Origin of the sequence: Mesomycoplasma ovipneumoniae, from assembly GCF_033343935.1 — a bacterium.
Classification (GTDB): Bacteria; Bacillota_I; Bacilli_A; order Mycoplasmatales; family Metamycoplasmataceae; genus Mesomycoplasma; species Mesomycoplasma ovipneumoniae_G.
The window spans coordinates 49,858-73,822 of the sequence record NZ_JAWPGQ010000005.1; the positions used below are offsets into that span (position 1 = coordinate 49,858).

Sequence of the window (23,965 nt, forward strand, 5' to 3'; positions counted from 1 at the left end):
TGTGCCGGTATGAAACCAAGCGTAAGTTTAAATTAAAAAACTTACGCTTTTTTATTTTTTATTTTTTATTTACAACAATTTTTTCGTTTTGAATCGCAGTAAATCCCCTCTTTTGACTAGAAGGGTAAAATTCTTTTATTAATTTTGTTAAATTAAAATCTTCAGTAACAAGAGGAATTCCACCTGATAATGAAATATTTGTGTTTAATTTGTCATAATAATTTTTTTCTATTCGTGAATTATTATCGTAAAAATTGTTGATTAAGCCAAATCCATTAATAAATTGGAGTTCACCTTTTTCGTTAAAAACTCCTGAACCAGAAGCGCCAGGCCCGTTGTTTGTATAAAAATACAATGATAAGCGTGAAAAATTTTGTTGAGGATCAGAAGCATAAACACCCTTGAAATTATTTTTCATAGGTTTTGACTTTGGTCAAAAAAGCCCTACATTAAAATCGTAGGTTGAATCGCCTTTTTTTCAAACTTTTTCTGAAATTTGAACAGGTTTTTCTTTTACCATTTTTTCTCAGAAATCAATAAAATTTTGATAAGTTGCTAGAAAATTTTCAAATTTTGATTCAATTGAATTATTTTTAGCACTATTAGGGTCAGGTATTGTTTGATTTTGTTGAATTTTTGTTAAGATATCGGCTTTATTCTCTCTGTAAAATTTAGCTAATTCTTTTAAATCATCAATAAACTTTTTGTATTTAAAATAAAAAACTCCGAGATCAAATTTTTGATTATCAAAATCAGAAGGAATTTCAAAATAATCATTATAGAAATTCATAAGAAATTCCAAAATTTTAACTTGATCAAAGTTACTAATTTTTTCCTCATAAATTTTTTTTACATAAAAAAGTAATGCAATATTATCCCTGTCGAGGCTATAAATTTTTCCATTTTGATATCATTCAAGAAAATTTCCACCTAAGGTATTTCAGAATCTTATTTTTTGGGTCTTAATTTCGAAATTTTCATCGTTGTATTTATAACTTTCCAGTGGTCTTAAAACGTGATTATTTGTAATTAATAATGTTTTTTCATTATTGGAATCTAATATTGCGGCAGTTCCGGTCTTAAATTTTACGTTTTTTTGGTAAATTCAATCAAATTTATCGGAATTATTTAAAGGTTGGGCATATGCGCCAATTCTATTAAGTTTAAATATTTGATTTCGAGCTTTTGAATCAAAAATTGTAAATTTTTGATTCAAAATATTAGCTTTAAAGTTATTATTTTCTTCAATTAAATTATCAACTAAAGGATAATTTAAGTCATAAACTAATAAATTATTATTTTTTGGGCCAAGAAAATTTTCATCACTTTCTTTTGTGACAAAGTTATTTTCAGTATTAAATTTAAAGCGCTCATAGCCTTCAGGAAAAATAACGTTATTTTTTGTTATTTTTTCAAGATCTAAAAGAGAAAGTTGTTCAAAATAACTTTCTCTTTGTCCATATTCCTGACTTAAATCTTGATTTTGATCACTAAAAAAATCATTAAATTGGTCAAGTTCAGCTAAGTAATCTTTGCTAAATTTGTCTTCATTGTCAACTTTTTGGTCTTTGTCTGATTCAAGTAGTAAATCAATGCCACTAATTTTTTTTACAGGGGCCGGCGAATGATTTAAATAATTGTAGGTCAAAAAAGCAGTAACTGAAGCTGCGCTTACAAAAAATAAACCAAAAATTGAAAATAAAATCTTTTTTTTCCTTGTCATGGGACCCTTTTACATTAATGGATAATTTAATAAATTATATATAAAAATACCAAAAAGACAAAAATAAAACATAGAATATGAGGCAAAATAAAACATCAAATTCCAAAATATGGTAAAATTTAGTTAATTTTTATTTTATTAATATATTATTAAGAGAAAGTATTTTAATGAAAAAAAGCATTTTTTTGACTTTTGTGGCTTTAGGTTTTTTAGTTTCTTGCGGGGATACTAAAATAGAATTTAGCCCTATTAATTCAAAACCAGGTTTTCAGGATGAGGTTAATCCCAAAAAAAATCCTTATCGTCTTGAACTTGTTGATGAAAATTATTCTTATTCAGACTTTAAAGCAAAGTATCAGCAAATTTTTAAGCAAATTAAAAGCAAAAATGTTGATGAATTTCCTTTTGCTTGCGATAATGGTGCAAAAAATTGTCTAAAAGATCAAGAAATTAATTATCTTGTTATAAAACAATTAGTAAAAGATAAAATTCTCAATTTTAGCTCTGTTAGTGATTTGCCTTTGCCTGAAAATATCCCTAATATAACAGTTAGTTTTATTTCAATGATGTCAAAATTTTTTGATGAAGATAAAAAACTTACTTTACATCTCGAATTTGGCCACTTTCATTCAAGTCAACCACACATAATTCAAGATCAACATTTTACGCTTAACTTCAAAAAATAAATATTAAATTGTCCGTAATTTTAAAAGGAGAACAATGCAATCTAATAAAAAAATTCACGAATTTTTGCAAAAATTAGATATTAAACCAAATTCAATAGATATTTATATTCAATCATTAACACATAAAAGTTACAACTTTACAAATCCCTCAACACCGCATTATGAAATGTTAGAATTTTTAGGAGATTCGGCAATTCATTATGCTGTAACTCGGGCAATCTATGATAATTTTTATAAAAATGAAGGTAATTCAACTCAACTTCGTGCGGTGCTTACTTCGACAAATTATCTAGCTAAAGTCTGCCAAAATTTAGGTCTAATTGACCTTGTATTTTTAGGTAAAGGTGCATCAGAAATTCGTGAAAATAACAAGTTAAAAGCCGATGTTTTTGAAGCATTTTCAGCAGCAATTTTACTTGATCAAGGTTTTGAAAAGCTTAATGAATTTTTGGCAAAATATTTGTATAATGGTGTAAATTTTGCATGCGAAAAAGAGTATAAGGATCCAAAGTCAATTTTTCAGGAAAAAATTCAGTCTTTTTCTTCGCTTAGCAAAATCAATTATTTACCAACTCGTCTTGCTGATGGAACTTTTCGCGTTGACCTAATTTGGGAAGAAAAAAAATACGGTATTGGCTACGGAAAATCCATTAAAGAAGCAGAATTTAATGCCGCAACTAACGCACTCAACATTTTTGCCGTTGACACAGATCAATAAAAACTTGAAGATACTCGTTACTAAAGAATGATTTTTTTTGCAAAAATAGGAGAAATATCTTGCTAATTTCGTTTGAAAGTATGCCTTCTAATTTTGCCGGATAGTTCAAAGTTTCCTTATTTTCAAGGAATTCTTCGCGGTCAACAATATCAAAACTTTTTTTATTATAAATTTTAATATCGATATCAAAATCAACAAATTTGATTGTATTTTCTTCAAAAATAAAATCTGAAGCTAAATTTATATAGTAATGATAACTAAAATGTTGGCCTGGTTTAAAAGTAATAATTGCATTATGCATTGTTTTTTTTGGAAAAACAAAAATAGTCGGTTCAGAAAAACGTCATGATTTTGTGCCATATTTTTTCACAATGCTACCATTTAAACTAACAACAACATGAGTAAGTGAATTTGAAATTACTCTTGCATTTGATCACTGACGATACAAAAAACCATTATATTTATAGGCTTGAATGTTTATTATTCTTTCTGGATAAAGTTCTTGAAACGAGTTTTTTTCTACCATTTTTTTAATCCTTTTTTTATTTTTAAATTATAATATTTTATACTAAATTTTTATTATAATTTACCATTAAAACAATGAATTTAACAACATTTAGAGCAAATATTAAAGAATTTTTCAGAGTCAACCATAAAATATTTCGATTTACAAGCTTTGAACTTGTAATTTCAGGATATTTAATGGCAATGTTTTTAGTTATTGCTTTTATATTTAAAACTAGTCTTCCACGTAGATTTAACATAGCATTTGAACTTCCATTTTACGTTTTGATAGGAATAATTTTAAGTTGGTTCAAAGGCGCGATTGTTGCTTTTACGTTTGATTTTGGGAAACTTTTGCTTACAAGTCGCGTTTTTTTCTGAACCCCAGAATATGGAATTATTCCAATTTTAGTTGCAATTTTCTCCTCGCTTGCCTTTAATTTTGCAAATAAAAATAAAAAAGTGTTAATTTTCTTATTAATTTTAACTTATTTAATAACTTTTTCAGTATTTATTTTTTATTTTTTTATGAGCGAGTCTGAAATTCAAAGAGTCGCAAAAGATTGAAAAAGACTTTTTAATAAAAAATTAGTGCTTTTATTAATAGGGATTTTTGGGGTTATTTTATTAGCATTTACAACATTTTTGGTAATTTTATACTGAAAAAAACCGACACAAAAATTTAAAAATGCAATAATAACGCTTTTTGTCCTTGGTATTTGCTTTCTCGTTTTTCGTTGATTATGACATCCGTTTGCATTTGTGCAATATTATAATCGTTTCTTGAACCGAAGTGGAAGAGATAGACTTATTGAAAATTATTTTTTCTTTTATTTAACACCAATAATTTTAAAATCAACAATTTCTTTTCCAATTTATTCACTTTTTTTGATAAACATAGTGCCATTAATTCAATTTTTAAACGATAAACATAATTTTCGCTGAAAATTTGGCTATTAAGATTTTTTTCTTGGGAAAAAGGGTTTTTCCAGTTTTTCAAAAATAATATTGTCAAATTTGTCTAATTTTGTAATTAATTCAAAACTTGTTGTTTTTATTCCTAAAAAATCAATAATTTTTTCAACAGTTTTAGGCATAACAGAGTTTAGACATGCTGAAATTGTGTAAATTCCATTTAAAACTAAAATTAAACTTGCACCTAATTTATCTAAGTTTTTTTCATTTCATAATTGTTTAATATCAAAATAACCGTTTAAATTTTTTGCTAGTTCAATTATTAGTTTAAAGCCTTTTTCAAGCTGAAAATTTGACAAATTTTCAGAAAATGAGTCAAAAGTTAGCAAAATTTTTTCATAAAAACTAATATCTGTTCAATCTAAATCTTCAATTTTAAATTTTAAACCGTTATTAAAATATTTCAAAACAAGCGCAATTGTTCGGCTAATTAAATTTCCATATGTGTTGACAAAAAATGAATTGTATAGACTTTCTAATAATTTTTTGTCAAAAATACTATCATTTTCAGTGCTTATTTGACTCACAAAATAAAACTTAATAACTTCAGGATCAAATTCATCAAGTAATTCAAGCGGATTAATTACATTTCCTTTTGATTTTGACATTTTTCCTTCAGGAGTTATGAGTCAGCCGTGAGTTAAAATTGTTGATGGCAGTCTGAAATTTAGTGATTTTAAAAAAATTGGCCAATAAATACAGTGAAAACGGGCTATTTCTTTTCCAACAACATGAACAATTTCTTCGGCCTGATTTCAAAAATTTTGACTCTGTGGTGAGTCAATATTAATTTGGTCGTCAAAAATCGATAAATAACTAAAAAGTGCATCAAGTCAAACATAGATAGTCTGATCTTGAAATTTTTCAAGATTTATTCCTCATTTTAAATTTTTTCGGCTAACGGATAAATCCTCTAAACCTTTTTGGAAAAAATTTTGTCTTAGCTCATTTGCGATTTTTTTGTCTGAAATAAAATTAGGATTAACGTCTAAATAATTTTCCAGCCATTTTTGGAATTTACTGATGGCAAAAAAATAGGAATTTTCTTCAACTAATTCCATTTTTGCACCGCTAACTGGGTGAAAAAATTCGTTGTTTTTTTCGATACATTGAACTTGAGATAAAAATTCTTCGTCACTTACAGAATAAAGTCCTTGATATTGACCTTGAAAAATGTCGTTATTTTCATGCATTTTGTAAAAAATTTTTTTAACAAAATTTTTGTGATTCTGACTAGTTGTTCTTAAAAAATAGTCATAATCAATGCCAAATTTTTGCCATAAAATTTTAAATTTTTCAACGTTTTGATCAACAAAAGTCTGAGGATCTAAATCTGACTGGGCTGCTAGACGACTTATTTTGTGACCGTGTTCGTCAGATCCTGTTAGCATTAGTGCCTCAAAACCTTGCATTTTTTTAAAATTTCTAAGTACTCATGCCAAAGTCGAACTATAAAGATGACCAATATGTAGATTTCCACTAGCATAGTAAATAGGAGTTGTGATGTAAAATTTTTTAGCCATTTTTAACCTTTCGGGCTACATAAAGTTTCTGGATTTCTTTGCGATAAACATGTTCATTTTTATTATTAGGGTGTAAATAGAGATTATGTAGGAATTGGGTTCCCCATTGAGCGTTAAAATCTGATTCAATCAGAACAAATTTGGGACTAGATCCCACTCTTGCCATTACAAATTGAACACGCTTTGGCTCAAATCGACCCTGACGCAAAAATTCTATCACATCAATAAATCTCTCGATTGGTAAAACCAGTGACAGCCTTCCTTTGTCTTGAATAATTTTGCCTGCCCCGCGAATTAATTGCGATAAATTAAGGCTAAATTCATAAATTGCATTTTTAAACTCAGGGCTAACATTGCGGATTTTTTTGGTTCCGACTTTAAAATAAGGAGGATTAGCAAAAATTAAGTCGTATTTTCGTGACTGTTTTTTATTATGTTCAACTCAAAACTGATTAAAATCAGCACAAATTAGATTAATTTGACTTTCTTTTTTATTGATTTCAACGTTTTTTTTAGCTAAATTAATGGCTTTTTCATTAATTTCGATTGCATCAATAATTAAGTCTTTTTTTCGATGAGCAACAAAAATTGCTAGTGCACCGTTATTTGTTCCTATTTCAAGTGCTAGTTTTACTTTTTTAGTTAAGGTGATGAAATTTCCTAGCAAAATAGTATCAACTGAATAATTAAAACTTGTCTTGTCTTGTCAAATTTTGAGGTCATCATTATAACCCAAATTATTCAATTCAAGATTATTTTTCATATTCAAAAGTTATTAATTTTGAATTTTTACGATAAAAACGACCAAATTTAGCTAGTTTTTTGCCATTTAGCACGGTTGCATCAGCGCTAAAATGATTTCGAATTTGAAGCATATACTCGCCAACGCCGTATAAGTCAACAGGGGCATTTTGTTCTTCTAATTCTCTAATTTTCATAGGGTTTAGTCCTGATGAGGCGATAATTTTTACGTGCTGACCGTTGTTTTTATCTAGCTCTTCGCGTAGTTTTTTGATTAATTTTGCATTAATTCCAAAATCGTCTTTTTTAGGATCTTCGAACATTTGATCGGCAATATTTGAAGAAGTATCAACTCTGACTCCCGCTAAATCTTGGCCAAATTCAGCCAAAACAGCTAAAGACTCTTCAATTACATTGTTGTTAAAATCTACCAAAGCTACAAGTGGTTGGTCTGGGAAAATTTTACGGTAAGCCTGCGAAGTTTTAATAAGATCGCCATCAAAATTTTGAATTAAAGAGTGAGGCATTGAACCAAAATTTTTAGTAGCACTTTTTCCTGACTGAGCTAAATTGCTAAATATTGAAATACCGCCTATTTTTGCTGCTTTTCCGTCAATTTGGTGCATCAAATAATGATCAGAACGATCGGCCATAAAGATTATTTCTTTTTCATTTGCTGCTTTTTTGCATAAATAAGCATTTGTTGCTATTGAAGTTGAGCGGCTTAAAATTCCGTCAATAATTCCTTCAACATGACCAAAAAGATGCAAAGGACCCTCTAATTCAAGCACTATTTCACGTTTTTTTACACGAGTTCCGTCTTTTAAATAACGAATTTTATATTTTTTATAGTCAGTATTATCTACTAAAAAATTTAAAACTTCATCCATTCCGCCAATCACGGCAAAATCTTTACGTTGGAAAAACTGTAAAATAACAATATTTTTCGGATTAAATTTTGCAAGTATTTTTTGACTATCAAGAAAATAGTCAGATATATATTTATTGATTTTTGACATAATAATTTAGTTGATAAAATAATAGTAAAACTACAATATTATTATACTATATTTCCGTCGATTTGGCCATAAAAAAAATTTTTTAAAAAAAAATAATACAAAAACACCTTTTTGTTATAAAATTTTGTTTGCGTACTAAATTTTATAATTTTTAAAGGTGTTTTATAAGCATTTACTAAAAGTTTAAATCAAAATCAATTTGCTTAGAAAATACTAAATTTGTTATCGAAGGCAAGATTTAATTTTGCTGCTTTTTTGCTTTCATAACTATGCTTTTTTTGACTTGCAATTATACCAATTTCAATTTCTTTATCTAATTTTGTGTTTGTATACACGCCATAAGAAAATTTTAAGTCTGGTTTGAAATTTTTTCTAATTGTGTTAAGAACATCGTTAATTTCGGTTTGTAAAATTGAATTATTAGCACTAATTGTAATTAACATTTCCTCGGAAGATGAGAGATCAAATTCGACAAAATGGTTTTTAAAGGCATTTTCAGTTGCAACTATTGCCCTATTTGAACCAGTTTCGCTTGCATATCCGACAAAAACAAAGTTATTATTGGATAAAATTGACTCGATTATTGAACTGTTAACATGAATTAATGCATTTTGTTGACAAATAGCTTTTGTTAGAATTGAAATTTTCTTTTGAATAGTTAGGACTATTAATTGAAGAACATTTTCAACCATAAGACTCGGAAAAGTTAAACTTATTTCCTCTGGTGAAATTAAAATCAATGAATCAACAATTTTTTTCAAATTTTGAAGCACGTCAAAACTTGTTTCGCGTCTAAATTTTGACTCATTTTCAGAAGGATTTGTTGCTAAAACTATTATAATTATATTCATTTTTTGAGCAATTTCAGCTACTTCTAAAATCGCTCCTGATCCAGTTGATCCGCCTAATCCTACAATCAAAAAGAGAATTTTGACCCCAGCAAGAATTGATTGAATTTCTAAACTTTTATCTTTTACTGCTTGGTTTGCTTTTTTTCAGTCATATCCAAAATTTGATTGACTAAGAATTAGTGAATTTTGATCGCCAAAATTGAAATTAGAATATTCATCGCGTGAATTTATAAAAAATTTTGGAAAGCTAGCTTGATCTAAATTGATGTTTTGAACAATTTTAGATCCAAAATCACCTAATCCCATTAGCATAATTTTACTACATCTTTCCATAGTATTTTTACCTATTTTTCAATTTTTCTTTTTTATGAATTTTTAATTAAAACTCGTAATTTAGCTGATTTTGCTCTTGGATTTAGCAAAACTTCTTCTGGCGATGGTCGAAAAACTTTCGTTGAGAATTCTGGATCGCCTTTTTTAAAAAAATCTTGCTTAGATTTACTAACTAAATTTAAAAATGCATCTTTGACAATTCGATCCTCTAGCGAATGGAAGCTAATAATTAAAACTTTTGAACCGTGCTTTAAGAATTTGGGTAACTTTTTTAACAACATTTGCAAAGATTCAAGTTCGTTATTTACTTCAATTCGCACAGCCTGGAAAACATTTTTTACAAAGTTTTTTTTAGATAACGCCAGTGCTGGAATAACTTTTTTGACAATCTTAGTAAGATCAAAAGTGGTTTTCAAAGGTCTATTTTCAATGATTGCTTTTGCAATTTGCCGTGCAAATTTTACTTGTCCGTATTTGAATAAAATCTGAACTAGTTTTTCTTCAGAATATTGATTTAAAACTCAAGAAGCATCAAGAGATTGACTTGTGTCCATTCTCATATCTAAATTGCCATCTTTAGAGTAAGAAAAGCCACGCTCAGGATTATCAATTTGAGGTGAAGAAACACCTAAATCAACAATAAACCCGTCTATATAATCAATTCCTAATTTTTCTAAGTGATAATCAAAATTTGCAAAATCTGAACAAATAAAATTAACATTTTGACTAATTGCAGTTAATTTAGATTTAGTTTCGTCTATGGCTTGGATATCTTTATCAAAAACAATCAATTTTCCCGTTGTTAATTTTTCAAGAATCGCCTTGGAATGTCCGCCACGCCCTAAAGTTAAATCAACATAAAATCCTTCGGGATTAATTTCAAGAGCTAAGATAACTTCTTCTAACAAAACTGGAATGTGCATTTTATAATTCTACTCCCGATTTTAGCAATTCTTTTTCTAAATCAGCGGTGACATTGCTGTCAGAAAATTTTGCAAAAAATTGATCGTATCTTTCTTCAGGCCAAATTTCAATTTTGTTATTAACCCCTAATAAATAGATTCTTTTTTTGACAGCGGCCAAGTCAAGTAAATTTTTGGGAATTAAAAACCTACCTTGCTTATCGACAGAAACTTTGACGGTATTTCCAAAAAAATATCTAGCAAAATCACGAAGTCGTGGATCTAATGAGTTTGCTTTTCCAATTTTTTGGGCAATAATATCAAATTCGGCTTGGCTTCTGATTTCAAGAATTTTGTCCAAATTAGCTGAAATATAGAAGTCACCATCAAGTTCATCACGAAAAGCAGGAGGTAGCACAATTCTATTTTTTTCATCTAATATTCTGAAAACAGTTCCAAACATTTTTTATCTCCACTGTCAACCACAATTATACACTAAATCCCATTTCAAACAAAAAAAAAATTAATTTTTTTATTTATAATTTTTTGTTTGAAAAAAAATGACTGATTTTAGGTGGTGTTTTTTAAATTTTTTGCATTTTATTAGTGGAGTGAAGTGGGAGTGATTTTTATTAAAATCAACAAAAAATTTAAAAAATATACAACTTTTATGATCAAAAGCTTATTTTTTTGGACTAAAAAGGGTATTTTTATGGAAATATTAAAAATTATTTCAGTTATTAAAATTAATTCCTAAAATAAACCAACATTTTGAAAAAAATTTTAAAATAATGATTTATTTTTAAAATTTTAAATTAAATTATATATTTGTCAAAAAATGCAATTTTATTGACTCAAAACAAGCAAAATTTAGCTTAACTGTTTTGCTTATTATATATTATATAATTAGTGTGTTTTTGATGTCTGAATTTTGTATTGTAAAATTTTTAAATTTATTAATATAAGTTCTTATAAGAATAAAAATGCCGAATCAATAAAAACATGCGTTTTTTTACCTTATTTAATTAAAAAGAAAAAAATAATTAATATTAGTTATAAATTGGTAAAATTTAATGAAGAAATTGAAAAAGGTGCTAATATTAAATTAACTTTTTAGATTTAAATTAAATTGTAAAATAAATAGGTTAAATAGTTACTCAGGAGAATTTAATGAATCAAAATCATGACCAAGAAAAAAATAATCAAAAAATAAACGACCAAAATCAGTCTAATTTTTATAATTCAAAAAATTATGGGGCTAACAAATCTCATAATTCGCATTTTGCTTCCCGTGATCGCAAATATCAACATTATAGTAATTTTCAAAAACCAAATCACAGTCAAGATTTAAAAACTAACACCACTAATCCATTTCAAGGTGATGACACTCAAACATTTGTAGACCAAAAAGACATTGAAATTCAGGCCCAAAATAGCCCACAATATGAACAGCAATCAGAAAAATACGTTACTTATCAGCCTAATTATCTAGAATCACAGCAAAATTCACAAACAACTCAAGAGCAAACAAAAGAGTCAAAAAATTTCCTTGAAAAAGTCACAAAACCAAAAAAATCTAACCAAATTAATTTTTCATGACTTTTGCATGATGATGAAAATCAGTTTTTTTACTTTCTGTCTGACTCAAGGGCTGTTGCTGAAATTAGCGATTTAAATAAAAAAATGCAATATCGCGAAAAGCACTCAGCTTGAACTTCAAGTTTTTACCAACTTAATTCAGATATTTTTCAAAAGCACGAAAAAAGAACCAAAACTAAAATAAATCCTGTCGAAAAACTTTGAAATAATATCTCTTTTACTGCAAAGTCAATTTATTATTCAATTTCAACCTTGCTAGTTTCGATGTTGATGCTTATTTTTTGATTATTTTTTGCCGGAATTAATAATTTTCAATTCTGACAGTATTTAGCATTTGTTGGCTCATTTGTTCTATTTTTAGTAATTATTCAAACTTTAGTTTATTTTAATAATTTAAAAAACCGCAACAAACCAAGGAAATTACTTTTTTATTATATTGCCGATTCAAGTTTTTTACTATTAAATTATATTGTAAGATTAATATTTTTACTTAGCCCGCTTTTTAGTCATAAACTGATAGTTTTAAATGTTAATTCTGAAATAATTAGTCAAAATTTAGCCCAATTAAATCCTTATAGTCAAATTTTATATTATATTTTTTGGTTTCCAGCACTAAGTTATTTTTTTGGCCTTGGATTTTTTATTGTTATTAAGTGATCTGAATTTGTTAAAAACTTTTGATTTACCTTTGCTATTTTTAAAATTTTATCTTATCAAAAATTAGCAAATGAATATAAAATAAGACATGATGATGAAAAGCTTGCTAAAAAATTAAAAGATAGATGGATTGAACTGTACAAAATTGGACGTCCATTAGGTAATTTTTTACATCCATCCTTTATTTTTGCTTACAAGCAAATTAAATTAGACCCAAATCTTCCAATTGAAGAACAAGAAAAACTAGTAAATGATGTCCTCCAAATAGTAACTGAAGATGTGGCCAAGTATCGCTAGTCCGAAAAAAAAAAAAAAAAAAAATAAAAAAAAATTATCAAATCAAAAAAAATATGTTATAATTAAAAAGCTGCAACGGATCGGGGGGTTTGCAGAGCGGCCAAATGCGGGTGGCTGTAACCCACTTTCTTCGGATTCGGGGGTTCGAATCCCTCACCCCCCACCATTTTGCCCCATAGCCAAGCGGTAAGGCAACGGTTTTTGGTACCGTCATTCGTTAGTTCGAATCTAACTGGGGCAGCCAGATGTTAATTCACCAATTTTTTTTAATTATTTATTTTATGAAACGACCTGAAAAGATAACGCCAAGTAGCGAAGATTTTGCAAAATGATATGTTGACGTTATAACTCAGGCGAATTTAATGAGTTACGGTCCAATCAAAGGAACGCTTTACTTCAAACCTTTTGGATATGCAATTTGGACTAATATAACCAAAATAGTTGATGCATTTTTTGCTTCCCAAGGTGTAAAAAATGTTTATTTTCCGCTTCTTATACCTGAAAATTTTATAGAAAAAGAAAAACAACATATTAAAGGTTTTGCACCTGAATTATTAACAATAACTCATGTAGGCCAAAAAAAACTAGCCGAAAATATTTATATAAGACCAACTAGTGAGCTCCTTTTTGCTGATTATTTTAAAAATGAAATTGCTGCAAATAACATTTTACCGTTAAAATTAAATCAGTGAACTCAAGTTTTGAGATGAGAAAAAACTACTAATCCATTTTTACGAAATACTGAATTTCTTTGGCAAGAAGGACACACAATTCATTCAGATAAATTAGAGGCTCAAAATTTTACTAAAAAAATAGCTAAATATTATAAATTCTTTTTAGAAAATTATCTTGCTATACCAACAATATTTGGTAAAAAAACTAATCGTGAAAAGTTTGCCGGCGCTGTTACAACTTACACTATTGAGTCAATGATGCAAAATTTCCGTGCGCTTCAATCAGCCACATCGCATTTTTTAGGCCAAAATTTTGCTAAAAATTTTGGAATTCAGTTTAAAAACAATAAAAACGAATTTGAAACACCATATCAAACATCTTGAGGGATTTCAACCCGTCTAATTGGCGCTCTTGTAATGGTTCACAGTGATGATAATGGTTTAGTTTTACCGCCAAAAATTGCCCCATATAAGGTTGATATTCTTGAATTTTTTGCAAAAAAACATCCAGAAGTAAAAGACTTTTCAAAAAAAGTAGCTAGAATTCTTAAACAAAGAAAAATTAGCTATCAAATAGATGAATCAGACGAGCAAATTGGCTTTAAAATAAATAAGTCCGAAGTTTCTGGCTCACCAATTCGAATTGAAATTGGGCCAAATGATGTAAAGAAAAATCAAATTTGCCTTGTTCGCCGTGATAACCGCCAAAAAATTTATTTTAGCCTTGATGAATTAAAGGACAAATGCCCTAAAATTCTTGATGAAATTCAAAAAAACTTGTTTGAAAAAGCTAAAACGCGCATAATTGAAAATACAGTTTTTGTAAATTCATATCAAGAACTTCAAACCGAAATACAAAAAGGGAAATTTGTTATTGTTCCTTTTAGTGAAAGCTCAGCAAAAGAGCAGCAAATTCAAGACGAAACTACCGCAACAGCTCGTTGTATTTTGCCAAAAAATTCAATATTTAATATACCACAAAGCGCTAATTCAATATTTAGCGGTAAAAAAACTACTAAATTTGTCTTATTTGCAAAATCCTATTAATTTTTTCTATTTATATCTTGCAAAAAAACAATAATGTGGTATCATTTATATAAAAAAGGAGGTATTATGCCAATCTTTGATATTCACTCAACCGATGACATTAATCAAAAAATTTTAACAAGCAAAGCTGCAATTCTCGTATTTCACCAACCTGGATGCGGAGCCTGTGTTCTTTATGAACCTTCAATCGATCAAATGAACGATAAATACGGAGTAAATGGTCTAGTTATCATTAGAGTTAATGTGCGTGAAAATATTTTATTTGCACGTGATAACCAAATCCACGGAACTCCAACAACATTATTTTATAAAGATCACAAACTTGTACATCGTCTTGAAGGTTATGTTCCTGCTGATGTATTAGAATCACAATTAAAACACTTTGAGTTAATTTAATGTCTTAATTAAATCTTCATAATTTAAAGATAAAAAAAGCAATTTCATTCGAGAAATTGCTTTTTTATTATATTTTAGAAATTATATTAAAAAGGTTTATAAGGTAAACTTATTGTTGCAAAGGAGTTATTTTTAGATTGAATTAAAATTCTATTGAATTTATAACCTTCTTGTAATTCAGCTCGAAACTTATTTAACGAACTATTGAAAGTGGTATCTACAACTTTTCTATCTTTTGGCTCAGTGGTTTTAATAAATTCAGCTTTTAACTCGACATTTGCATTAGTGTTTATTCAATTTTTAAAAAGTTGGATTTGAGGATCAATTCAAAGCGCAGCATCTTGTTTAACTATCGCAATTTTTTTCTCAAACCAAATGCCACCTTTTAAATCATCAGGGAATTGATCTTGCGAAATTTCTTCAGAGCTACCATTTTTAACAACTTTAATTTTTTTGAGCGATCACTTATAGTCGTATTGTCATTTTCCGGCTGTGTTAAAGGTTGCGGTTGAATTGTTTATGTTTGCATTAACTTCAGGGGTCATTAGTTTAGTAATAGCTGGATCATCACTTTTGCCTTCAAAATGTGCCACTACTTCTGTTGCACCTTTGAATTTGTCATTTTTAATAGTAAAAACATGATTACCATTTACGTCAAAGCTTAGACTTGACCCTAATTTGTCAGCGATTTTTGCGCTCATCTGTTGCGGTGTGTTTTCTTTTTGCTCCAAAGGTTTATAAGGTAAACTAATTGTTGCAAAGGAGTTATTTTTAGATTGAATTAGAATTCTATTAAATTTATAACCGTCTTGTAAGTCAGCTCGAAATTTATTTAACGAACTATTGAAAGTGGTATCTACAATTTTTCTCGTTTTTGTGCTGTCATTTTTAATAAATTCAGCTTTTAACTCGACATTTGCATTAGTGTTTATTCAATTTTTAAAAAGTTGGATTTGAGGATCAATTCAAAGCGCAGCATCTTGTTTAACTATCGCAATTTTTTTCTCAAATCAAACGTCACCTTTTAAGTCATCAGGGAATTGATCTTGCGAAATTTCTTCAGATCCAACTTTAATTTTTTTGAGTGATCACTTATAGTCGTATAGGAATTTTCCGGCTGTGTTAAAAATTGCAGTTGAATTATTTATACTTGCATTAACTTCGGCAGTCATTGGCAGAGTAATAGCTGGATCATCGCTTTTACCTTCAAAATGTGCCACTACTTCTGTTGCACCTTTGAATTTGTCATTTTTAATAGTAAAAACATGATTACCATTTACGTCAAAGCTTAGACTTGACCCTAATTTGTCAGCGATTTTTTCGCTCATCTGTTGGAGTTTTTGACCTTCTTTTTCCCCCTCGTTTGTTTGGCTAACGCCACAACTTGTTGCTACTAAAAAAACAATAGGGGTCGAAAGGATAAATAAATTTCTTAATTTTGTTAGCTTGCGCGCCATTTACACCTCTTATTTTGTTTAATATTTTAATAGTACAAATTATACCATTTTTCTTAATATTTTCTAGGAATTCGTAAAAAATACTAAAAAATATTAAAAAATTATAAATTTTTAATTTTCTAAAAAAAATACCTTAGTTTGACAGTTAGATGGTAAAAATTCACTTTTTAGTGAATGTAAATACGTGAAAATACCGCTAAATCCGTGTTTTTTGACATAAAATCTTAATTTTTATAATTTTAAAATTAACCTTTTGTAAAAAAAAAAAAAAAAATGTTTGGTCTATAAATAAGTAGAAAAATCTCAGACAATTAGTTTTTTACCTATGATTTTGATTACACCGCTTTTGTTAATTTTTTCTAGCATATTCATTTTAAAAATTTGGACAAATAATTTACCTCATATAATAACTTGGAGTTTTATATGATAAGCAACTTTGAGGCCTTTCATAGTTATACCAATGAATAAATGAACTTATTTTTTGATGAGCAATATCCACATTTTCAAAATTTTGGCCCTCAATATTAATCAATTCTCGTTGAAAAACTGCATAAAAATATTCAATAGGCCGGTTTGCAAGGGCATTGCCTTTTGGTGACATTGATTGTTGGATATTGTTTTGTTTTAAAAAATTAGCAAATTTGTAGTTCGCATATTCCACGCCATGATCTGAATGGAAAAATTTTGGTTTAATATTGTACTTTTTAATTGTTTGTTTTACTAAGTTTATAGTTTCTTCTGAAAATCTTGTTTTAGAAATGGAAAAATTGAGCAAGTAATTGGATTTTGTTTCAATAATTGAGTGTAGGTAAAATCATTCGTTGTTAATTTTGATAAATTTAATATCAGCAAACCATTTTTCACCAAAATTTTCTGAGCTAAATTCCCCTTTGATATGATCTTCAGTCCAAATTCGCGTAAACTTTTTCTCTTTTGGCGCTGGTTTTCCTTGCTTTTTATAAGCTAGTGATTTTAATCCTAAAAATTCGTAGTGTTTTTGAAACACGTACGTGCTTACATAATTTCCTTGATTTATGTAAATATTATATAGAACGTCGCGGCCTTTAACTTTTCGATTTAAATTGAAATTTTCACGAATTCACTCAAGTAATTTTTCATCATAAATCATTTTCTTCGGTGGTTTTTTCACCCTTATTTTCTCATAAATCGAAGTGCGATTAATGTTAAAAACACTACAAATTCTAGTGCAATTTTCGATTTTACCTTTATCTTTTTCCTGTTCTTGTTTTCTTTTTTTAAGCTCCTCGAGAACAATTGCGGGGTCAATCCCGTATCTTCTAAGAACATTCTCCATTATTTCTTGATAAACTTCACGATCGTTTTCAGAAAGATCGTTAATTGTATACTTCTTTTTTGGTTTACGCGGTGATTTGATTTTCCCGCGAACACTTATCAAACTTTTCATATCATTATTATAAAACTTTTTTTGCCAATTTCTTATCAAATTATTAGCATATATATGCAACATTCATTCTTTATCCGCTTTTTTGCTTTTCGATTTGCTTTTGTAAATTTCTCTAAATTCTTCAGCAAAATGCAAAATTGCGTTTTTTAAGCCTTTAGATTCGGCAATTTTGATGTATTTAAATTTGTCTTCAATTGTGAATTTGTATTGTTTCATTTTGACACACCTTTTTTCGAATAAGTCTGAAATTGGTGTACTAATTTAAAATGTTTGGTCTAAGAAAAAAATTATGTTATAATAATTCTCGCTTAAGAATAATTAATAAATTTGGATTTTAGAATTAAGGGGGAATTAGTTATGTTTTTTGGCTAAAAAATCAGAAAATGCGGATTATCCATTATATTTTTAAATATGATGGAATGCCTTAAATTTAACTGTTTAGAAATCTATAAATTTAGGGTTTTTGGTTATTGTTCTTTCAAAACTTCATATGTTTTTTTATGCTCGCTGCAAATAAAAACGAGTTTTCTATTTGCATTGAGTTTAAATAGTAGTTGTATTTTTTTATGGTTTTTGTTATTTTATCTATAAATTGATTTTTGCCAGTGTTTTAAAATAAGTAATTACTTTTTTTAAAAAAACCAAAATCAAAAGGAAAATGATTTTGGTTTTAAAGAAGAAAAATTAGTCTGTGAAAGTTTAGTTTTACTTAATTATTAAGGATTCATGATCCATGTCAGGGTGTTTTTTGATATTTAAATAATCAAGCACTGTTGGGGCAATATTTGCCAATCTTCCATTTTTTAATTTCAAACTTTTATCACTTGAAATTAACATAACAGGAAATACGGTATGTTTTGTTGAGGGTTTATTATTTTCATCCTCAGTAAGTTCGGCATTACCATGGTCGGCTGTAATGAAAAAATGAAAATTATTTTCTTTTGCTCAGCTGTGAATCCGACCAATTTGCGAATCTAAAATTTCAACCGCTTTTATTGTTGCTTTTAGGTTTCCTGTATGTCCGACCATATCTGGATTTGCAAAATTAACGATAATAAGGTCATAATTTTGTCCAACTTGAATTAATTTATCAGTAATTTCGACAGCCGACATTTGCGGATAATCAGCATAAGACTCAACTTTTAATGAATCAACAAGAATTCGGTCAGAATTTTTTAATTCAAGTTCTACGCCACCATCAACAAAGAAAGTTACATGGGCATATTTTTGCGTTTCAGCGAGTCGAAGTTGTTTTAATCCTGCCTCATCAGCTACTTTTCCAAGTGGATTTTTGACTTTCATTTCCTCAAAAGCAATATCACAATTTATCCCTTCATATTTCATCATTGACACAAAAGTGTCGATTTTTACAGGATATTTTGCCTTAAAATCATATAAATCTGTTTGCAAAATTAAATGTGAAAGTTGCCTTGCTCGATCAGGGCGAAAATTGAAAAAAATAACACCATGATTGTCATTAAGAAAATCATTTTTATTAACTTGCAAATTTATTGCCGGTTGTAAAAATTCGTCACTAATTCCTTTTTCGTATTGAGAATCAACATAATCAATTGGATTTGTGAAGGTATTTTCGGCTTTTCCACGAATAGAATTATATCCTAATTCAACACGGTCAAACATTTTATCACGATCCATTGAATAAAAACGACCAGAGATTGAAGCAATTTTGTAATTTTCAAAATTTTTCAATTTCTTGATTAATAAATTAAGATTTGGCTTAATTGATTCAGGCGCAACATCTCGACCGTCACCAAAAAGGTGCAAATTAAGTTTTTTAACACCAAATTCGGCGGCAAAATCAATTAGTGCAAAAAGGTGATCTTGATGTGAGTGAACGCCCCCAGGAGAAAAAAGTCCCATAATTTGCACAGGTGTATCAGTTTTGATACTATGCTCAAAAACCTTAATAAATTTTTCATTTTTGAAAAACTCACCGGTTTTTAAAGCATTATTTATAATTGAAATTCCTGTATAGACAATAAATCCAGCCCCGATATTTAAATGGCCAACTTCCGAATTTCCCATTTGTCCATCAGGGAGTCCAACTTCTTGACCTGAAGCGGCGATCAAACTATTTGGATAATTGTCAAAAAGGTGATCAAAAACCGGTGTTTTTGCAAGTGCAAAACCGTTCCCTTGAGTTTCAGGACGCAATCCAAGGCCGTCAATAATAATTAAAATAACTTTCTTTTTCATTATTTCCTACTTTTTAGCGTTTTTTACTGATCGCATAACCGCTCTAATTTGTGCCTCAGATGGTTTTCGACCCATTTGCATATACATTGCGCGAATCATGCCTTCAGTTATTGGTGGATTTTCGCGAATTTGTTTTTCAAACATTTTTTTTGAGACTATTAAGGCAATCACACCGCCAATAATAAATAAAATAATTCCAACACCAATAGTTATGCCAATTCAGCCACCAAGACCAACTCCGCCAGCTGTACCGACATTTGAGATAATTTGTTCTGAATTTTCTTGAAATAATTTAGCTATTTTTTCCATTTTTTTCCTTTAGTTTCGTATAGACTTTATCAGTAATGCTAAAATGTAATTTTACATTTTCTTCAAGGAAAATTGTCCCGTGTTTCTGAATTTGCCCAAGGCAAAAATTAACAATTTTTTCAATTTGATTTGAACCAGCCGGAAAAATTGCTTTTCATTTTTCTTGCCGTTTGTTGAATTTTTGACTTAAGACATGTTTTGCAATTATCGAAGCAGCTCCAACTTGCTTAATTTTTGTGTCGGCTTTTTTCTCTAAAATTAAGGGATATTTTTCAAAATTTCATGGCTCAATGTTGAAAAATTTACTTATTTTAGCAAAATATTGACTAAATTTTTGCGCCGAGACAAAACCATCAATGAAAATTTTATCAATTGGAACATCTTTAAAAATTAAAACTAGTTCTCTGAGTACTTTAAAATACAAAAAAGCTTTGATTTCATGCGAGTTTAGTCCTTTTTGGATTAGATCATTATAGTCCTTCATCTCTAAAGAGATAAATTTATAAGTAATTTTTTGGTCCAAAATTTCAAAAAGTTCACTAATCTTTTTTTCATTTAAAAGTTTTGAATCAACAATTTTTTCAATAAGTTGCACTTCAATTTCTGACTGGCGAAAAACAGCGCAGCAAACAGTTAAATTTGTAAAATACTCGCCAACACCAACCTCATCACAGCCAATTACTAAATCATCAACCTGATATAATTCCGGTTTAAACAAGATCATCTTCCTTCAAATTGATAATTTCTTTTTTGAGTTTTTCGGTTACTTTATTTCTATTGAGTTTTCATTCAACAAAATTAATTATAATAATTGGATATTTTTTTTGCTGAATGAATTTGATTGCATCAAAATATTCAATATACTCTTTAGGTTTGCGATATTCAAGTGAATCTAAATAAATTCCAAGTAAAAATTTGCCTTGATCAAAAATAGCAACATCAATTTGCTCGGTTCCGACAACATAGTTGGTTTTTAGCTCCAAATTTGGGAAAAGTCCTAAAAATTCTTCGGCAAATTCTTGCTGAAAATCGGCAAAAAAGCTTGATTTTGCAACATTTTTTAACTCTGAAAGTGAAAGTTGTACTTTATTTTTACGTGAATAATTTATTTGTGACTGAACATCAAGATCCAAGAAATTAATTCATGATTTAAAAATTTCCAAGTCATCAGAGTTAGAAGTATTTTGAATTTCATCAGCATTTATTGACTTGCAAATTATCATTTTTTGACGGGCACGAGAAGTAGCAACATTTAGGGCGTTTTTTCCACCTTTTCGTGCTATATAAGTTGAACCAAATTTTGCACTTTGATCGTAGGCAACTGAGACAATTACTAAATCAGCCTCATCCCCTTGAATATTTTCAAGACTATTTACAATAATTTTATCAGTATAAATTAATTTTTCAATTTCTGGATAGGATTCAAAAATTATTTTTTCAATTGCATTTTGCTGATTTTTATTAAAAGCCAAAATTATCATTGTCGAAAATTTGTTGATATTTTTTTGGGCAATATCAACAACTGCTTTTGCCTCAACAATATTTTGCTGACCGTCTCACTGACCATTAACATTATGAACTTCAATTACATCATTGCCTTCAAAATTATGATTATTGGCAATTTTAAGCTCTGAATCATAAAAATGACGGGAGTTAAATGACATTAAGGAAGCATGATGTGAACGGTAATTTTTGTCTAACATAATGTTAAAAACACCTTTGGAATGGGCATATTCGAGAATTGATTCAATATTTGCAAAGGCATCATCTTCTGATTCATCATTCATTTTTGAAGCAAACCAACGAATTGGTTGCATTTGTTGATGATCACCAACAAGAACTTTAATTTTTCCGTAAAATAAAAGTGGGAGTGCTTCTTCTAAAAACATTTGTGAAGCTTCATCAATAATAATGTAATCAAAATAACGTTTTTCAAACATTACAAGTTCAATGTCAGGAGTTGTAATAATAACTGGGAACAAAATCTTAATAATTTCGGCATGTTTTAGTAAAAACTTGTAAGGAGACATTTTCTTTTTTTGTTTAACACTAAGTCTGAAGCGAGTATAGAGCTGTTGAAATTCAGGGTCATTATTTAATTTTGCCAAGACTTCAAAGACTTTTTTTGCATGGTAAATAAATAAAGCCTTATCATCCAGAACTTCAACTTTTGGTTTTTTAACAAAATTGAGAAACTTTTCGAGATTTTCAAAATTAGAAATTTCTAATTTTGAAATTTTGTTATAAATGTTTTCCAAATTGTCATCATAATTAGCAAGGTTTTCAAGAATTAAGTCAACATCTTGGCGAAGTTCATTAGAAGCCATATGCATTGCTTTTTCATAAATTTTTAATTTACGTTTGAGTTTGGACTCAATAATGTGTAATTTTAGGCTAGTTCTTGAATGGGGTGATCTTTTTGGATTGATATTAATCGATTTATTTAGTTTAAAAAGAGTTTCAGCAATACTTAGTTTAAAAAAATTGTTAGCTTTTTCAATTGTTTTATAGGCATCAAGTGTATTTGTTAAAGTTTCAATTTTAGGGAAAATTTTCTCTAAAAGTTCTAAATATTGGCGATCATCATCGGAAAACACTTTAATTTCTTTAAGTTTTGATTCCATATTGAAATTTTCAATATTTTCAATATATTCTTCAATTGGCTTGTAAAAATCTTTATAATTTTCCAATTTTTCATTAATGACAAAAAGACAGAAAAATGACATCATTTTTAGTCTTTTTCTTAAAACAACAAGGGCAATTTTTTTCTGCGAGCTAACAAGTGCGGTTCGATTTAGGGCAATAACATTTGAAATAATGTTTGCTATTGTCTGAGATTTTCCAGTTCCAGGAGGCCCTCAAATAATTGTGTTTTGTAAAATTGCCGAAATATGGGCGCAATCTTGGGTAAAATTAGTAGGCTGAATTTTAAAAAATCCTGTAAATTTCGGTGAAAAAATTGATTTTTCAACATTGTTTCTGTATGTGGTTTTGTTAATATCAACTTCAATTAAGTTGTGAATTTCACCAGTTTTAATCATTTTTTCCATGATTTGACGCTGATGTGATCCGCCAATGTTGAAAAATCCTAGAACAACTCCGGGGTGAAAATTTATTGTATCTTCTGGAGTTGAAACATCTTTTGCGATTTTTCCTTCAATGCTAGGAATTTCAAACTTATCATTATAGAATTTTTTAACATTTTCAATTACTTCTTCAATTGAAAATTCTGAAAAATCAAAGTCAAAATTAAAATCAATGTCAAGTTTCTTTAAAAATGCAAGCAGTTTATTATTTAATTTTATATGTCCATCAGCATTAAGTCTTGGCACTGAATTTACAATTGTAACTTCACATTCTTTAACAAATAAAGGCCCAAAAAAACTTCGGTCTTCAATTGACAAAGAAATATAGCAAAATCCAATGTGCAAAGGTCAAACATTTCGATCTCTAAGAATATCATAAGCTTTTTTGATCAAACGTTTTCATTTTGCCAGACTTGTTTGTTTTTTATATGATATTTTGTTTAATATGTCTTTTTTTGCTGACTGAAAATCAGAATTAAGCGCTCTTTGGGCAAGCGGGTTTAGTTTGTAGTCTGAATTTTTTAAGTATTCAATTAATTCATCTTTGTCATTAATTGATTCTATTTTTTCAATAAAATCATCAAATTCACTTGTTGTTAATGACACAGAAGAAATTGGTGAAGAGATTAATTTTCTAAGATCGCTAGTTTTTAAAGCAGAAAATAAATCTATATAATTTTCGTTGTCGATTCTTGTAAAAAGTGCTGAATCTGCACGTTCAATTGTGATTAAATTTGCTAGTAAACGCTCGTAGCTTAAATTTTGATTTGTACCAGTTGAATTTTGGGTTTCACGGGTATGGGTTCCAAATTTTTGCATTTTTTT

Annotated in this window: 20 protein-coding genes and 2 tRNA genes; 8 read left to right on the top strand and 14 right to left on the bottom strand. The window is 28.6% G+C overall.

Translation table 4 applies throughout. From position 1 onward, the window contains the following. Positions 1–58: 58 nt before the first annotated feature. Complete coding sequence (locus R7X45_RS01850; RefSeq protein ID WP_318055699.1) at positions 59–1,723, bottom strand: Mhp366/Mhp367 family surface (lipo)protein; 1,665 nt, start codon at positions 1,721–1,723, stop codon at positions 59–61. A gap of 167 nt (positions 1,724–1,890) precedes the next feature. On the opposite strand from R7X45_RS01850, the gene R7X45_RS01855 reads away from it, so the two are divergent. Next, entirely contained in the window at positions 1,891–2,409 is a 519-nt protein-coding gene (locus R7X45_RS01855) for a hypothetical protein (protein ID WP_318055700.1), read from the top strand. A gap of 34 nt (positions 2,410–2,443) precedes the next feature. Then, positions 2,444–3,127 (top strand): ribonuclease III family protein, encoded by a 684-nt coding sequence (locus R7X45_RS01860; RefSeq protein WP_318055701.1) that lies wholly within the window; start codon positions 2,444–2,446, stop codon positions 3,125–3,127. Here R7X45_RS01860 and R7X45_RS01865 read toward each other — a convergent pair. Next, positions 3,087–3,653, bottom strand: a complete 567-nt coding sequence (locus R7X45_RS01865) for a DUF402 domain-containing protein (RefSeq protein WP_318055702.1) — start codon at positions 3,651–3,653, stop codon at positions 3,087–3,089. The two genes, R7X45_RS01860 and R7X45_RS01865, sit on opposite strands and share 41 nt — an antisense overlap. Before the next feature lie 74 nt (positions 3,654–3,727). Between R7X45_RS01865 and R7X45_RS01870 the strand changes: the two genes are divergently transcribed. After that, positions 3,728–4,591 (top strand): hypothetical protein, encoded by an 864-nt coding sequence (locus tag R7X45_RS01870; RefSeq protein ID WP_318055703.1) that lies wholly within the window; start codon positions 3,728–3,730, stop codon positions 4,589–4,591. Here R7X45_RS01870 and metG read toward each other — a convergent pair. The 6 genes from metG to mraZ all read right to left on the bottom strand — a co-directional run bounded on the left by metG (position 4,588) and on the right by mraZ (position 10,438). Then, on the bottom strand, positions 4,588–6,129 hold the full coding sequence (metG, locus tag R7X45_RS01875) for a methionine--tRNA ligase (RefSeq protein ID WP_318055704.1): 1,542 nt from the start codon (positions 6,127–6,129) through the stop codon (positions 4,588–4,590). The two genes, R7X45_RS01870 and metG, sit on opposite strands and share 4 nt — an antisense overlap. Further along, positions 6,122–6,892, bottom strand: a complete 771-nt coding sequence (locus R7X45_RS01880; protein ID WP_318055705.1) for a tRNA1(Val) (adenine(37)-N6)-methyltransferase — start codon at positions 6,890–6,892, stop codon at positions 6,122–6,124. The genes metG and R7X45_RS01880 overlap by 8 nt, the downstream gene beginning before the upstream one ends. Further along, on the bottom strand, positions 6,882–7,889 hold the full coding sequence (locus tag R7X45_RS01885; RefSeq protein WP_044284241.1) for a nicotinate phosphoribosyltransferase: 1,008 nt from the start codon (positions 7,887–7,889) through the stop codon (positions 6,882–6,884). The genes R7X45_RS01880 and R7X45_RS01885 overlap by 11 nt, the downstream gene beginning before the upstream one ends. Positions 7,890–8,092: 203 nt before the next feature. After that, positions 8,093–9,073 carry a hypothetical protein gene (locus tag R7X45_RS01890; protein ID WP_318055706.1) on the bottom strand — a complete coding sequence of 327 codons (981 nt, stop codon included), beginning with the start codon at positions 9,071–9,073 and terminating at the stop codon, positions 8,093–8,095. Positions 9,074–9,105: 32 nt separating this feature from the next. Then, positions 9,106–9,996, bottom strand: coding sequence for a 16S rRNA (cytosine(1402)-N(4))-methyltransferase RsmH (rsmH, locus tag R7X45_RS01895; protein ID WP_318055707.1), 891 nt, complete (start codon positions 9,994–9,996; stop codon positions 9,106–9,108). Position 9,997: 1 nt separating this feature from the next. Next, positions 9,998–10,438 carry a division/cell wall cluster transcriptional repressor MraZ gene (gene mraZ, locus R7X45_RS01900; protein ID WP_044286005.1) on the bottom strand — a complete coding sequence of 147 codons (441 nt, stop codon included), beginning with the start codon at positions 10,436–10,438 and terminating at the stop codon, positions 9,998–10,000. A gap of 707 nt (positions 10,439–11,145) precedes the next feature. Here mraZ and R7X45_RS01905 point away from each other — a divergent pair. The 5 genes from R7X45_RS01905 (at position 11,146) to R7X45_RS01925 (ending at position 14,645) form a co-directional block, all read left to right on the top strand. Further along, entirely contained in the window at positions 11,146–12,528 is a 1,383-nt protein-coding gene (locus tag R7X45_RS01905; RefSeq protein ID WP_318055708.1) for a hypothetical protein, read from the top strand. Between the two features lie 82 nt (positions 12,529–12,610). Continuing rightward, positions 12,611–12,694 (top strand) — tRNA-Tyr (locus tag R7X45_RS01910). Between the two features lie 3 nt (positions 12,695–12,697). After that, positions 12,698–12,772: transfer RNA gene (locus tag R7X45_RS01915), tRNA-Gln, on the top strand. A 37-nt stretch (positions 12,773–12,809) separates the two neighbouring features. Next, on the top strand, positions 12,810–14,249 hold the full coding sequence (gene proS, locus R7X45_RS01920; protein WP_318055709.1) for a proline--tRNA ligase: 1,440 nt from the start codon (positions 12,810–12,812) through the stop codon (positions 14,247–14,249). Positions 14,250–14,315: 66 nt separating this feature from the next. Continuing rightward, positions 14,316–14,645 (top strand): thioredoxin family protein, encoded by a 330-nt coding sequence (locus R7X45_RS01925; RefSeq protein WP_044284236.1) that lies wholly within the window; start codon positions 14,316–14,318, stop codon positions 14,643–14,645. A gap of 86 nt (positions 14,646–14,731) precedes the next feature. Here R7X45_RS01925 and R7X45_RS01930 read toward each other — a convergent pair whose 3' ends face one another. The 6 genes from R7X45_RS01930 to R7X45_RS01955 all read right to left on the bottom strand — a co-directional run bounded on the left by R7X45_RS01930 (position 14,732) and on the right by R7X45_RS01955 (position 23,959). Beyond that, a complete protein-coding gene (locus R7X45_RS01930; RefSeq protein ID WP_318055710.1) occupies positions 14,732–16,102 on the bottom strand; it encodes a hypothetical protein in 1,371 nt (456 codons plus the stop codon). 394 nt (positions 16,103–16,496) lie between these two features. Next, positions 16,497–17,744 carry a DDE-type integrase/transposase/recombinase gene (locus R7X45_RS01935; RefSeq protein ID WP_318055711.1) on the bottom strand — a complete coding sequence of 416 codons (1,248 nt, stop codon included), beginning with the start codon at positions 17,742–17,744 and terminating at the stop codon, positions 16,497–16,499. Positions 17,745–18,233: 489 nt separating this feature from the next. Next, on the bottom strand, positions 18,234–19,745 hold the full coding sequence (gene gpmI / locus R7X45_RS01940) for a 2,3-bisphosphoglycerate-independent phosphoglycerate mutase (RefSeq protein WP_318055712.1): 1,512 nt from the start codon (positions 19,743–19,745) through the stop codon (positions 18,234–18,236). 6 nt (positions 19,746–19,751) lie between these two features. After that, entirely contained in the window at positions 19,752–20,054 is a 303-nt protein-coding gene (locus R7X45_RS01945) for a YneF family protein (protein ID WP_080684852.1), read from the bottom strand. Then, complete coding sequence (locus tag R7X45_RS01950; protein ID WP_334308809.1) at positions 20,038–20,778, bottom strand: ribonuclease HIII; 741 nt, start codon at positions 20,776–20,778, stop codon at positions 20,038–20,040. Before R7X45_RS01950 ends, R7X45_RS01945 begins: the two co-directional genes overlap by 17 nt. After that, entirely contained in the window at positions 20,765–23,959 is a 3,195-nt protein-coding gene (locus R7X45_RS01955; protein WP_318055714.1) for an ATP-binding protein, read from the bottom strand. Before R7X45_RS01955 ends, R7X45_RS01950 begins: the two co-directional genes overlap by 14 nt. Positions 23,960–23,965: the final 6 nt, after the last annotated feature.